General features: G+C 56.0%; 14 protein-coding genes and 1 tRNA gene. 14 read left to right on the top strand and 1 reads right to left on the bottom strand.

All coding sequences use genetic code 11. The annotated features are described in order from the left end of the window. Window positions 1–149: 149 nt before the first annotated feature. The 10 genes from iscR to ACR0ES_RS01775 all read left to right on the top strand — a co-directional run bounded on the left by iscR (window position 150) and on the right by ACR0ES_RS01775 (window position 8,001). Complete coding sequence (gene iscR / locus ACR0ES_RS01820; protein ID WP_209596301.1) at window positions 150–608, top strand: Fe-S cluster assembly transcriptional regulator IscR; 459 nt, start codon at window positions 150–152, stop codon at window positions 606–608. A gap of 51 nt (window positions 609–659) precedes the next feature. Then, the gene (locus ACR0ES_RS01815; protein WP_480480881.1) at window positions 660–1,739 is read left to right on the top strand and encodes a cysteine desulfurase family protein; all 1,080 of its coding nucleotides are present in this window, start codon (window positions 660–662) and stop codon (window positions 1,737–1,739) included. A gap of 18 nt (window positions 1,740–1,757) precedes the next feature. Further along, on the top strand, window positions 1,758–3,278 hold the full coding sequence (gene sufB, locus ACR0ES_RS01810; RefSeq protein WP_267365773.1) for a Fe-S cluster assembly protein SufB: 1,521 nt from the start codon (window positions 1,758–1,760) through the stop codon (window positions 3,276–3,278). Further along, window positions 3,278–3,481, top strand: coding sequence for a hypothetical protein (locus tag ACR0ES_RS01805; RefSeq protein ID WP_267365771.1), 204 nt, complete (start codon window positions 3,278–3,280; stop codon window positions 3,479–3,481). The genes sufB and ACR0ES_RS01805 overlap by 1 nt, the downstream gene beginning before the upstream one ends. Window positions 3,482–3,529: 48 nt before the next feature. Then, window positions 3,530–4,285 carry a Fe-S cluster assembly ATPase SufC gene (gene sufC / locus ACR0ES_RS01800; RefSeq protein WP_267365769.1) on the top strand — a complete coding sequence of 252 codons (756 nt, stop codon included), beginning with the start codon at window positions 3,530–3,532 and terminating at the stop codon, window positions 4,283–4,285. Then, complete coding sequence (sufD, locus tag ACR0ES_RS01795; RefSeq protein WP_480869302.1) at window positions 4,285–5,565, top strand: Fe-S cluster assembly protein SufD; 1,281 nt, start codon at window positions 4,285–4,287, stop codon at window positions 5,563–5,565. The genes sufC and sufD overlap by 1 nt, the downstream gene beginning before the upstream one ends. After that, window positions 5,565–6,050, top strand: coding sequence for a YIP1 family protein (locus tag ACR0ES_RS01790; RefSeq protein WP_267365776.1), 486 nt, complete (start codon window positions 5,565–5,567; stop codon window positions 6,048–6,050). The genes sufD and ACR0ES_RS01790 overlap by 1 nt, the downstream gene beginning before the upstream one ends. Further along, on the top strand, window positions 6,047–6,613 hold the full coding sequence (locus ACR0ES_RS01785) for a YIP1 family protein (protein WP_480480889.1): 567 nt from the start codon (window positions 6,047–6,049) through the stop codon (window positions 6,611–6,613). The genes ACR0ES_RS01790 and ACR0ES_RS01785 overlap by 4 nt, the downstream gene beginning before the upstream one ends. A 13-nt stretch (window positions 6,614–6,626) precedes the next feature. Further along, window positions 6,627–7,847 carry a cysteine desulfurase gene (locus ACR0ES_RS01780; protein ID WP_480564735.1) on the top strand — a complete coding sequence of 407 codons (1,221 nt, stop codon included), beginning with the start codon at window positions 6,627–6,629 and terminating at the stop codon, window positions 7,845–7,847. A gap of 77 nt (window positions 7,848–7,924) precedes the next feature. Continuing rightward, window positions 7,925–8,001: transfer RNA gene (locus ACR0ES_RS01775), tRNA-Arg, on the top strand. Window positions 8,002–8,277: 276 nt separating this feature from the next. On the opposite strand, the gene mepK is transcribed toward ACR0ES_RS01775, so the two are convergent. Continuing rightward, a complete protein-coding gene (gene mepK / locus ACR0ES_RS01770; RefSeq protein ID WP_480480893.1) occupies window positions 8,278–8,847 on the bottom strand; it encodes a peptidoglycan L,D-endopeptidase MepK in 570 nt (189 codons plus the stop codon). Window positions 8,848–9,200: 353 nt separating this feature from the next. Between mepK and ACR0ES_RS01765 the strand changes: the two genes are divergently transcribed. Genes ACR0ES_RS01765 through ACR0ES_RS01750 form a run of 4 tightly spaced genes read left to right on the top strand, consistent with a single transcriptional unit; the run spans window position 9,201 to window position 13,442 of the window. Continuing rightward, window positions 9,201–10,808, top strand: a complete 1,608-nt coding sequence (locus ACR0ES_RS01765; RefSeq protein ID WP_480480895.1) for a L,D-transpeptidase family protein — start codon at window positions 9,201–9,203, stop codon at window positions 10,806–10,808. A 34-nt stretch (window positions 10,809–10,842) separates the two neighbouring features. Further along, entirely contained in the window at window positions 10,843–11,934 is a 1,092-nt protein-coding gene (locus ACR0ES_RS01760) for a UDP-3-O-(3-hydroxymyristoyl)glucosamine N-acyltransferase (protein WP_480485621.1), read from the top strand. Between the two features lie 32 nt (window positions 11,935–11,966). Next, a complete protein-coding gene (locus ACR0ES_RS01755) occupies window positions 11,967–12,224 on the top strand; it encodes an acyl carrier protein (protein WP_171723262.1) in 258 nt (85 codons plus the stop codon). A gap of 9 nt (window positions 12,225–12,233) precedes the next feature. Beyond that, window positions 12,234–13,442 (top strand): beta-ketoacyl-[acyl-carrier-protein] synthase family protein, encoded by a 1,209-nt coding sequence (locus ACR0ES_RS01750; protein WP_267366704.1) that lies wholly within the window; start codon window positions 12,234–12,236, stop codon window positions 13,440–13,442. Window positions 13,443–13,466 lie beyond the last annotated feature (24 nt).

The following is a 13,466-nucleotide window of genomic DNA, read 5'->3' as shown; positions in this document are numbered from 1 at the left end:
GTATCCGGATATACTTGACTATAATCGTCGGACACCTTAGAACGGTTCTAATTACATTGCTTGGCGCAATCGCGCTGTCAGTCGGAGATACGCACTGGCAGCGTCGGCGTCAATGATTTCGCGCAGATCCGGCTAAAAGGGGGCAGGGAATGAAGCTTTCGACCAAAGGGCGTTACGCAATGGTCGCTTTGGCGGATATTGCGCTTCAGCCAACAGACCGGCTGGTAACCCTGGGCGAAATCTCGGAACGGCAGGACATTTCTCTGCCGTATCTTGAGCAGCTTTTCGTCAAGCTGCGTCGCGCGGAACTGGTTGCTTCTGTCCGTGGGCCCGGAGGGGGGTATCGTCTTGCACGCCCCGCGTCCGAGATTCGCGTGGTCGAGGTTCTGGCCGCTGTGGATGAGACAGTTGATGCGCTGCAAAAAGGGGCCGGAGCATCCGGTGCGTCATCGGGTAGCAGGGCGCAATCCCTGACGAACCGCTTGTGGGAAAGCCTGAGCGCGCATGTTTATGTCTTCCTGCACCAGACGCGCCTGTCGGATGTGATCAGAAACGACCTTGCGCCTTGCCCGGCAGTTCCAAGCCTGTTTTCCGTCGTCGATGAATGAGCTGGGTAAGTCGAACATGCATATGAGTTCTGTGCAGGAAAAGATGTATCCATGAAACGTGTTTATCTGGATCATAACGCGACTACGCCGCTGCGACGCGAAGCGCGCGAGGCAATGATCGCGGCGATGGATGTGGTCGGGAACCCGTCATCTGTTCATGCGGAAGGACGTGCCGCAAAAGCGCTGGTCGAACGCGCGCGGGCGCAGGTCGCCGAGGCCGTCGGTTGCCGTCCGCAAGAGGTCATATTTACCTCTGGCGCAACTGAAGCGGCGCGGGTTCTGCAAAATCGCCCCGAAGGCTGCGACGTCTTTGTCGACAGCACTGCCCACGATGCGCTGTGGTCGCATTTCGATCTGACCCATTGTAGCGAGCATCCCTTTGGCCCTGGGCACATATTGGCGATGGGGCTTGCGAACTCCGAAACCGGAGTCATCACGCAGCCGCCACAGAAAGTTGAGAACCAGTGGCCCTATGGCGCGCGGCGCGCGGACTGGCTGTTGCTGGATATTACGCAGGTTGTCGGACGCATTCCATTTTCCTTCGCCTGGAGCGGCGCTGATATGGCGATCCTGTCGGCGCATAAGATTGGCGGGCCAAAAGGTGTTGGCGCTTTGATCCTGCGGCAAGGTATCGATATCGAACCTTTGGCCAGCGGTGGCGGACAGGAAATGGGCCGAAGATCTGGTACTGAAAATGTGGTGGGCATTGCCGGATTTGGCGCGGCTGCCGAGGCTGCTCAGCGCGATCTGGCGGATGGAGTATGGGAAAAAGTCAGAGAACTTAGAAATATTCTAGAAAACGCCCTTGAGGCTGGTGCAATATCTACTATTTTTGTCGGGAAAGATCAGGAGCGACTCCCGAATACCCTGTGTTTCGCGACGCCCGGCTGGAAAGGCGAAACGCAGGTGATGCAGATGGATTTGTCTGGCTTTGCCATCAGTGCGGGATCCGCCTGTTCCAGCGGCAAGGTCAAAACCAGTCGGGTTCTGACGGCAATGGGATTTGATGAGACGGTGGCGTCATGCGCAATCCGCGTATCGCTGGGGCCAGAGACGACTGAAGAAGATGTGCTGCGTTTCGCCGAAACGTGGCTTGAAAAAGAGAAAAAGCATCGCGCGCGGGCTGCGTGATCTGACGGAGGGTAAGTCATGGCCGCTTTGGACCAGACCCAGGTAAAAGAAGGTGTCGATCAGGAAACCGTGGACGCGGTTCGCGAGGTCGGCACATACAAATATGGCTGGGATACCGATATCGAGATGGAATACGCGCCCAAAGGCGTGAACCCGGATATCGTCCGTCTGATCTCGGGGAAAAACGATGAGCCCGAGTGGATGACCGAATGGCGTCTGGCCGCGTTCGAGCGTTGGACCAAAATGGAAGAACCCAAATGGGCGATGGTTCACTATCCGCCAATCGATTTTCAAAACCAGTATTACTATGCCCGCCCCAAATCGATGGAAGAGAAACCCAAATCTTTGGATGAGGTTGATCCAAAGCTGCTCGCCACTTACGAGAAGCTTGGTATCCCTCTGAAAGAACAGATGATTCTGGCTGGTGTTGAAGGGGCTGAGGATGCACCTGCCGAAGGCCGCAAGGTGGCAGTCGATGCAGTGTTTGACTCGGTTTCCGTGGGCACGACTTTTCAGGCCGAACTGAAAAAGGCAGGCGTGATCTTCTGCTCGATCTCTGAGGCGATCAAAGAGCATCCTGAGCTGGTCAAGAAGTACTTGGGAACCGTGGTTCCCGTATCGGACAATTTCTATGCAACATTGAATTCAGCTGTATTCTCGGATGGCTCATTCGTCTACATCCCGCCGGGGGTTCGCTGCCCGATGGAACTAAGCACCTATTTCCGGATCAACGCCGAGAACACGGGCCAGTTCGAACGCACCCTGATCATTGCTGATAAGGGCTCGTACGTCTCATATCTGGAAGGCTGTACCGCACCCCAGCGCGACACGGCGCAACTGCATGCCGCTGTGGTCGAGATCATCGTCGAAGAAGATGCTGAGGTGAAATACTCGACCGTTCAGAACTGGTTTCCGGGGGATGAAAACGGCAAGGGTGGTATCTATAACTTCGTGACCAAACGCGCCGACTGCCGGGGTGACCGGTCCAAGGTGATGTGGACACAGGTGGAAACCGGATCGGCCGTGACATGGAAATACCCGTCCTGCATCCTGCGCGGCAATGAAAGCCAGGGTGAGTTCTATTCGATCGCGATAGCCAACAATTATCAGCAGGCCGACACCGGCACCAAGATGATTCATCTGGGCAGGAATACCAAGTCGCGCATCGTGTCCAAGGGCATCAGCGCGGGCAAGGCCCAGAACACCTATCGTGGACTTGTGTCGATGCACCCGAAAGCCAAGGACAGCCGGAACTACACGCAGTGTGACAGTCTGCTGATCGGCGACAAATGCGGTGCACATACGGTTCCCTATATCGAGGTCAAGAACAACTCGAGCCGCGTTGAGCACGAGGCGACGACGTCAAAAGTGGATGACGATCAGCTGTTCTACTGCCGTCAGCGCGGCATGGACGAAGAAGAAGCCGTAGCGCTGGTGGTCAACGGGTTCTGCAAAGATGTGCTTCAGGCGCTTCCAATGGAGTTTGCGATGGAAGCACAGCAGTTGGTGGCCATCTCACTTGAAGGTTCGGTTGGGTAATGACGCGGTCACCCGGAACCCGCATCCGTAAGGATGATGTGCTGACCTGGCTTGGGTACGCATTGCCGGTTCTGGGCGGTCTGCTTGGCGTGGCCTACGTCAACACCCATTACATGGAATTCATCAACCCGGTTTGGGCAGTAGGTGGCGGGGCAATCCTGGGTTGGATCCTCGCCAGACTGATCCGCAGATTACTGGGCTAGAACAATGCGGGGCCACGGCGCCCCTTGCGATACGCAAAAGGACAAAAAATGCTGGAAATCAAAAACCTGCACGTACAGCTTGAAGAAGAAGACAAACAGATTCTCAAAGGTGTGGACCTGACGGTCGAGGCTGGCAAGGTACACGCGATCATGGGGCCGAACGGGTCGGGCAAATCGACCCTCAGCTATGTTTTGTCGGGGCGCGACGGGTACGAAGTGACCGAAGGTTCGGCCACTCTGGACGGTCAGGACCTGCTGGAGATGGAACCGGAGGAACGCGCGGCAGCGGGTGTTTTCCTTGCTTTCCAATACCCGGTTGAAATCCCCGGCGTTGGCAACATGACGTTCCTGCGCACCGCAGTAAACGCGCAGCGCAAGGCCCGTGGAGAAGAGGAACTGTCTGCCGCAGACTTCTTGAAAGAGGTGCGTGCCAAGGCCAAGACGCTGAAGATCGACGCAGAAATGCTCAAGCGTCCGGTCAATGTTGGTTTTTCGGGTGGTGAGAAAAAGCGTAACGAAATCCTGCAGATGGCCATGCTTGAACCCAAGATGTGCATCATGGACGAAACCGACTCGGGCCTTGATGTGGACGCGATGAAGCTGGTGGCCGAAGGCGTGAATGCCCTGCGGGACGAAGGCCGTGGGTTTCTGGTGATCACGCATTATCAGCGCCTGCTGGATCATATTAAACCGGATGTTGTGCATATTATGGCCAATGGTCGCATCGTTAAGACGGGCGGACCTGAACTGGCGCTTGAAGTTGAAAACAACGGTTATGCTGACATTCTGGCCGAGGTGAACTGATGGCTTTGCCGCAAGCGAAACAATCCGCAACCGAGGCGCGTCTGGCTGCGCTGACCATGCCCGACGCGGGCTGCACCCGTGGTGCACGCGAAGACGCTTTGGCGCGTGTTCTGGAATCCGGGCTGCCGGGGCGCCGGGATGAGTATTGGAAATACACTCAGCCCGACAGTCTGATTTCTGCCGAGGCTTTGCCTGCGGCGGTGTTTATCAATGATGAACCGGTACTTTTCAACGACCTCGACCGTTTGAAAATAGTCTTTGTCGACGGGGTGTTCAGCGCCGAGGAATCCGATGAGCTGTCGCTGGACGGTGTCAAGATCGACCGGATTGAAGACATCTGCTGCAAAGACATTCATTGGGCAAAAGACCTGTATGGCGTTCTGGAAGCGCGTGGCCAGTCCCCGGTTCAACGTCCGTTGGCTGCATTGAACACGGCCTTTGCGTCGGACGGTGTCGCCATTCACGTTACGGGCAAACCCTCTAAACCGATCAACCTGATCTATCGTCATGCCTCACCGACATCCGACGCGATCCTGCATCACGTTATTCGTGTGGAAAGCGGGGCCGAGGTGACAATTCTTGAATCCGGTCCGGCGGCGTCGCGTTTCAACAAATGCATGGAGATTGAAATCGCCGACAAGGGGACGCTGCATCATGTGCGGGCACAAGGCAGGGACCATGAACGTCGCGCCGCGACCCATATGTTCACGCGTTTGGGGGCAGAGTCGGTCTACAAGTCCTTCACCTTGACAGCGAATGGGGTGCTGACCCGTAACGAACAGGTCGTTGAACTGACCGGCGACAATGCTGTGGCGCATGTGGCCGGGGCCTGTGTCGGGGATGGTGATTTCCACCATGATGACACGGTGTTCATCACCCATGACGCGGTGAATTGCGAAAGCCGTCAGGTCTTTAAGAAAGTGCTGCGCAACGGTGCGACCGGAGTGTTTCAGGGCAAGATCCTTGTAAAGGAAGGGGCCCAGAAAACCGATGGGTACCAGATCAGCCAATCGCTGCTTTTGGATGATGACAGCCAGTTCCTCGCCAAACCCGAACTTGAGATCTACGCCGATGACGTGGCGTGTTCCCACGGCTCAACCTCGGGGGCGATTGACGAAACAGCGCTGTTCTATCTTCGGTCACGGGGTGTTCCGGTCAAGGACGCGACCAACATGTTGACGCTGGCATTCCTGGCAGAAGCAGTGGACGAGATCGAAGACAGCGCTTTGGCAGATGAAATCGTAAGCCGTCTGGAAGGGTGGCTGGCGCGCCGAAGCTGATGGCCCTTTCGTCGGATATCCTGGCAACATACCGGGGGCCGGGGCGCGTGGTGCGCAGGCTTTTGGATATGGGCCAACGAGAAGACCGGGCGCTGATCTTTGTCATGGCGTTTTGCGTGGTGGCATTCATCGCCCAGATGCCTGGCCTTGCGCGCAAAGCGCATCTGGAAGGCGTTGAACTGAACATGCTATTGGGTGGCGCTCTGCTTGGATCAGTGTTCATTCTGCCCTTGGTTTTTTACACGCTGGCACTGGTATCTCATTGGGCGGCACGCCTGTTTGGCGGGCAGGGAAGCGCTTATGGTGCGCGCCTGGCACTGTTTTGGGCGCTGTTGTCCTCTGCGCCGCTGGTTCTGCTGAACGGCCTTGTCGCCGGATTCATCGGGCCAGGGCCTACCTTGACGTTTGTAGGTCTCGCCTGGGTTGCTGTTTTTGTCTGGTTCTGGGTATCCGGTCTCAGACAAGTGCAAAGGTCCGTCGCATGAATTCGAGTTTTCTGGGAAATCTGGCGGTCTTGACGATCAAGAACCCGGCCGAAGCGGCGCGACGGCTGATGGCGCTCAAGCTGGGACGAGAAGTGCTTTGGTTGGCATTTGCGCTGGCGGTCGTTTTGAACTGCGTTGTCCAATTGGGAATTGATCTGTCGATAACAATGGCGGCGGGTCAACCCTCTCCTGCGCTCGAAAGCATTCCCATGGTTTTGGTGCGCTCGGCCGGGGCCATGATGCTGAGCATTGTCGCGTTCCTGCTGGTCGGGCGAATGCTTGGAGGTCTGGCGAGGTTCGATGATCTGATGGTTCTGACGATCTGGCTGCAATTCCTGCAAATAGCCGCCTTGGTCGTGACGCTGATCTTGAGCCTGACCCTACCGTTCCTGATGATGATGACCTTGTTGGCGACAGCAATCCTGAGCCTTTACGTCACGCTTCATTTTCTGAACGAAGCGCATCAGCTCGGGTCGCTCTGGAAATCCTTTGCGGTAATTGTGTTGTCAGCCCTTGTCGCCATCCCTTTTGTTCTGTTTCTAAGCCCAACCGGGCCCGTCTAGGAATACCACTCTTATGTATGATGTGCAGAAAATCCGCTCTGACTTTCCGATCCTGTCGCGTCAGGTGAATGGCAAGCCTTTGACGTATCTCGACAATGGTGCTTCGGCTCAGAAACCTCAGGTGGTCATTGACGCGGTGACGCGGGCCTATGCCGAGGAGTATTCGAACGTCCATCGTGGCCTGCATTTTCTGTCCAATCTTGCGACAGAGAAATACGAGGCCGTTCGTGGCACGACCGCGCGGTTTCTGGGGGCATCGAACGAGAATGAGATCGTCCTGAACTCTGGTACCACCGAAGGGATCAACCTGATCGCCTATGGCTGGGCTATGCCGCGACTTAAAGCGGGGGATGAGATCGTTCTGAGTGTGATGGAGCATCATGCAAACATCGTACCCTGGCATTTCCTACGCGAACGACAGGGCATCGTGCTGAAATGGGTCGATGTCGACGCAGAGGGCGGGCTTGACCCTCAGGCGGTAATCGATGCAATCGGGCCGAAAACCAAGCTGGTTGCTGTGACACACTGCTCGAACGTGCTGGGTACGGTCGTGGATGTGAAAGCCATAACTGACGGTGCCCACGCCAAGGGCGTCCCGGTTCTGGTTGATGGCAGTCAGGGTGCCGTTCACATGCCGGTAAATGTCGAAGAGATCGGGTGCGATTTCTACGCGATCACTGGCCACAAGCTTTATGGTCCGTCAGGGTCGGGTGCGATTTTCATCAAATCCGACCGCATGGCCGAAATGCGCCCCTTTATCGGTGGCGGCGACATGATCAAAGAGGTCAGTAAGGATCAAGTCATCTATAATGACCCGCCTATGAAGTTCGAGGCCGGCACGCCGGGGATCGTTCAGACCATCGGTCTTGGCGTAGCGCTGGAGTATATGATGGACTTGGGGATGGAAAACATCGCTGCCCATGAATCCAGCTTGCGCGATTACGCGATGCAACGTCTGACAGGGCTGAACTGGTTGCAGGTTCAGGGCACTCGCCCGGACAAGGCCGCGATTTTCAGCTTTACGCTGGACGGTGCTGGCCATGCACACGACGTCTCAACCATTCTCGACAAGAAGGGTGTTGCGGTTCGTGCCGGTCACCACTGTGCCGGGCCACTGATGGACCACCTGGGGGTGACGGCAACGTGCCGCGCCAGCTTTGGTCTCTATAACACTACCGATGAAGTTGACACGCTGATCGAAGCGCTTGAATTGGCGCATGATCTGTTTGCCTGATTTTGGTCTTGATTGGGGTGCGGCAATCGCGATTTGCAGTTGCACCCGGATTGGAACAAGGTTAGCTAACGGCCAAGGCACCTGTAGCTCAGCTGGATAGAGCGCTGCCCTCCGAAGGCAGAGGCCAGAGGTTCGAATCCTCTCAGGTGCGCCACCCAATATTCAAAATTGGATCGAAGTCGGGAGCCCAGAACTGTAGGCTTGTGAATTAGCTCGCTTTGCGCGTTGATCGTGCAGTCATCACAACGGCCCGCAAGCTAATAACCATAGCCGAGTTGTAGTGCTTGAGAGAGGGATACCCTGCCAGGTACCGAGAAATTCAAATTAGCAGACTTGGCGGCTCTGCCGCCAATCGCCACGAAAACTATAAAACCGACCGGAATAAACAGTCAGCTAAAGTTCTGAACAAACCGGGAGGAGCGTCAAGGTGTTACCCGCGCCAGGTGCGAACTACGCCGCAATCCATGTGTACGAAGTTCGATCCATAATACTGACCAACACCGCCTGCGCGGCACGACATCGCCGCCTTGGCCATCTGCGATACCGAGCGGGAGGCAAGGCGCAAATCAGCTGCTTGCCCTTCCATGTGAAGCGAGTTGCGCGCCACACGGCGGGACCGGGAACGCAGCATTGCGTTGGTCTGAGGAGAGCGGTAGCCGGACAACAGCATATAGGGTTCGTTGACATCCAGCAGGCTGTGTGATGCCGCCATGATATCAATCGTGCGTAAATCGATGGATTTTACCTGATCTGTGCGCCAATCACGCATGAAGTTGTTCACTTCTTTGACAGCGTCCTTGATATACTTACCATCGACCCAATAGATCATATCCAACCGTTCGCCAGTGCGACCGGAATACATACGAATGCGACGAATATCGCCGCCACCGCGTAAAAAGCCTGCTGCGTTGGAGTAGGTGGGTGCTGCTACGACTGCCGTTGCTGCAAACGCTCCCAATAGGGCACGCCGGGTCAAGCCCGAGGAACTGCTCTCTGTCATTTTGGTTTCGTCCCGTACTGTTCCTGCCTGCACACGATGTTACGTGCACTGTCTTAATTATTCCCATCCCAGATGCGGGATTTATGGCACAATCGGAATCGACGGCCAAGAAGTGTTTCATTTTCACCTTTTCAAGGGGGAATTTTCGGCAGTTTTTTGCGCATTTGCCACAGAGCATCACAAATATTTCGCAGTTGTGGGCTTTGGGCCGCGCAGCCGATGCAAACGCGCATCAGGCCCACGAAGAAGCGATTTGGTAAGGATATCGTGAGTGGACAAGCGTTCTGGCACGACTGCATAGTTGATCGACGTATAAATCACCAGTTCAAACTATTGAATTCCAAGGCCATCCTATGTTTTCTGTTCTCCGCACCAGTACCAGCATCCTGTTTGCCGCGTGTTTCGTGGCTACCGCATCCGTCGCCAATGTGTCGTCTGAAGCTACGCCAGGAACTGCGTTTCAGATGGCGATGGCTGAACATACTCAGCAGGCGCCGCAACTGGTTGAGTTCTACCGGGCAAACGGGTTTTTGCCGCTTTGGGTCGGCGATACGCCTGAACACACTCAACGCCGGGCGGCGCTGATCAATGCGCTTACGAATGCGCATCTGCACGGCCTTCCACAGGCCGAGCCGACTGTTGCCGCCGTGATGGAGAAGATGGAAAAGGCCCGTTCGGTGCGCGATCTCGGTGCGGTTGAAGCAGAACTTAGCCGTATCTTTGTCGAATATGCCGACGCGCTTTATGCGGGCGCAATCCGGCCCGGCAGTGTGGATGATGGGCTGGTTCGGTCCGTAGAACGACGCAGCACTGTTGAGCATTTGCTGGGAATAAGCACTCTGGGCGCGGCCTACTTTACAGTCTTGGCGCCGCAATCACATCAATACCGCGCATTGATGAAGCAGAAGCTGTCCTTGGAAAAGCTGGTATTTCAAGGGGGATGGGGGCCAACAGTTCCCGAAAGCAAACTGGAATACGGCGACACGGGACCGAATGTTGTCAAGCTGCGCGACCGTCTGGTGGTGATGGGTTACATGAAACCGTCCGCCAGCCCGTCTTTCGACAGCGCGTTGCTTGAAGGCGTTCGTGCCTTTCAATCCGCGCATGGGCTTGAAACCGATGGTGTGGCGGGCAAGGGGACGATTGCCGAAATTAACCGTCCAGCCACAGACCGGTTGAAAGCCGTTTACGTTGCGTTGGAACGCGAACGCTGGCTGCCTCGGGAACGCGGCACGCGTCATATCCTTGTGAACCAAGCCGACTTCACGGCCAAGATCGTGGACGAAGGGCAAGTCACTTTTGAAACCCGCGCAGTCATCGGTAAAAATGTGCATGATCGAAGAAGTCCGGAATTTTCGGATGAGATGGAGCATATGGTGATCAACCCAAGCTGGCATGTTCCCCGCTCGATCGTGACCAAGGAATACCTTCCGAAACTGCAATCAAACCCGAATTCCGTGGGACATATTCTGATAACTGACAGAAGCGGCAGGCAGGTCGATCGGGGTGCGGTGGACTTTACCCAGTTTACGACCAGCAATTTTCCCTTCGCAATGCGTCAACCGCCCAGCCAAAGCAATGCGCTGGGTCTGGTGAAGTTCATGTTCCCCAATAAGCACAACATCTATCTGCATGATACTCCACAGAAAAACCTGTTCTCGCGCGAAGTTCGGGCCTTTTCACATGGGTGTATCCGCTTGGCCCAGCCATTTGAATTTGCTTACGCCTTGCTGGCCAAACAAGAGGAAGATCCAAAGGCATTCTTCCATCGCGTTCTGAACACCGGAAAAGAGACCAAAGTCAATTTGGAACAGAAAGTTCCGGTGCATCTGATTTACCGCACGGCCTATATCGGGCCCAAAGGCGAAGTGCAGTATCGTCGCGATGTCTATGGGCGGGACGGCAAGATTTGGGATGCCCTACAAAAGGCAGGGGTGGCCCTGCCGGACGTTCAGGGGTAAGCACAGGGCAAATCCTGCCAAAAGGAAGCCCGCCATGCAGTTTACCGTACAACAGATTGCCGAGTCTCTGGGTGCCGAATGTCAGGGCGATGGCGGCCTGACGATTGTGCGCGCCGCCGAACCGGGCGATGCAGGCCCGACAGATCTGGCGATGGCTATGTCTCCGAAGTACGCCGAGGCGCTTACCAACGGAGCCGCTCGTGCGGCCGTCCTTTGGGAGGGCGCCGACTGGCAGGCGATGGGATTGCGTGCGGCGATTTTTGTAAAACGTCCCCGTATGGCGATGGCTGGCATCACTTCCATGCTGGACCGTGGGCAAGGAGTTGAGCCGGGGATTCACCCCTCGGCCGTGATCGATCCAACAGCTGAAATCAGTTCTGACGTGGCGATTGGACCGTTGGTTGTTGTAGGAGCGCGCGCCCGGATCGGCGCAGGCTCTGTCATAGGGGCACATTGCACCGTGGGAATGGACGCCATATTGGGCGACCAGGCAGTGTTGCGCGAAATGGTCAGCATTGGCGCACGGGCGCAGATCGGAGATCGTTTTATTGCGCAACCCGGTGCCCGGATCGGAGGGGACGGGTTCAGTTTTGTTACCCCCGAAGTCTCGGGCGTCGAAAATGTACGCAAGACAATGGGCGATCAGGGTGAGGCCAAAGCTCAGAGCTGGCTGCGCATTCACTCGCTGGGTGCTGTGGAAATCGGTGACGATGTCGAAATTGGCGCGAATTGCACAATCGACAATGGCACGATCCGAAATACGTATATTGGCCACGGTTCCAAGTTGGATAACCTGGTCCATGTCGGGCACAACACCCGAGTCGGTCAGGACTGCCTGTTGTGCGGTCAGACTGGTGTGTCGGGTTCGGTTGAGATCGGAAACAACGTGGTTCTGGGCGGTCAGACCGGCGTTGTCGACAACATATTCATCGGGGATGGGGTTATTGCCGGTGGCGGCACCAAGATACTTTCCAACGTGCCTGCTGGTCGCGTGATCATGGGGTATCCCGGCGTCAAAATGGAAACGCATACGGACATCTACAAGGCACAACGGCGTTTGCCCCGTATGGCACGCGACGTCGAGGCATTGAAAAAGGCTGTTTTCAAACAGACCCCGAGCGATTAAATCAACCTCAAACTGATAATCAGGGGATCGACATGAGCATCAGCGACCGCGTCATCGCGATCATTGCAGAGCAGGCCGTTCTGGAGCCATCGGATGTAACACCCGAAAGCACGCTGGAAGATCTGGGTATCGACAGCCTAGGGCTGGTCGAAAGCATATTTGCCATCGAGGAAGAGTTCGACATTTCGATTCCTTTCAATGCCAACGAGCCCGAGGCCAACGATTTTGATATCTCCAATGTGGCTGCGATCATCTCTGGGATCGAAAAGCTTGTGTCGGAAAAGGTCTGACACACGCTCATGAAACGCGTTGTCATTACCGGAGCAGGTACGATCAACTCGCTGGGCCATTCGGTCCCTGACACGCTGGAAGCAATGCGCGAAGGTCGTTGTGGTATTTCGGAACTTGAATTCCGGGATGTTGATCGGTTGGCCATCAAGATCGGCGGACAGGTTCGGGGGTTCGAGGCGGAAGGGCGGTTCAACCGACAGCAGATGTCGCTGTACGACCGCTTCACCCAATTCACCCTGACGGCAGCCAAAGAGGCGATTGAACAGTCGGGTATCGAATTTCACGGCGAACTGGCGGCCAGATCAGGCGTCGTTCTGGGGACCGCAGGCGGTGGTGTTTCAACCTGGGATGACAATTACCGTTCCGTTTATGAGGACGGGAAGAACAGGGTACACCCCTTTGTCGTTCCAAAGCTCATGAACAATGCCGCCGCCAGTCATGTTTCAATGGAACATAACCTAAAAGGCCCCAGTTTCACCGTGTCGACGGCATGTGCGTCATCAAACCATGCGATGGCTCAGGCCTTTCAGATGGTGCGTAGTGGCGCGGCTCCGGTCATGGTTACGGGCGGGTCCGAATCGATGTTGTGTTTCGGCGGTGTAAAAGCCTGGGAAGGTCTGCGCGTGATGTCGAAAGACGCGTGCCGCCCGTTCAGTGCCAACCGCAACGGAATGGTGCAGGGTGAAGGGGCTGGCGTCTTTGTCTTTGAGGAATACGAACACGCCCGCGCCCGAGGGGCCGAAATACTGTGCGAAGTTGTCGGCTTTGCCATGTCATCGGATGCCTCTGACATTGTGATGCCCAGCAAACAAGGGGCCGCGCGTGCCATGGCCGGTGCCTTGGCCGATGCGAAGCTGAACGCAAAAGATGTAGGTTATATCAACGCGCATGGCACCGGAACAGCTGCAAATGACAAGACCGAATGCGCAGCCGTGGCCGACGTATTTGGCCCACACGCCGACGATCTGATGATCTCGTCCACGAAATCCATGCACGGCCACTTGATTGGAGGGACCGGCGCGGTGGAATTGCTGGCCTGCATCATGGCACTGCGGGACGGTGTCATTGCACCGACGATTGGATATGAGGAACCGGACCCGGAATGCGCGTTGGACGTGGTACCGAACGAAGCACGCGAAGCAAAGGTCGACGTCGCGCTTAGCAACGCATTCGCCTTTGGTGGGTTGAATGCCGTACTGGCCCTGAAGCGGGTTTAGTGAAAAAGCCGCCGTTAATAATAC

The organism is Ruegeria sp. N7 (genome assembly GCF_056531345.1).
This window is presented reverse-complemented; position numbering and strand designations above follow the sequence as displayed.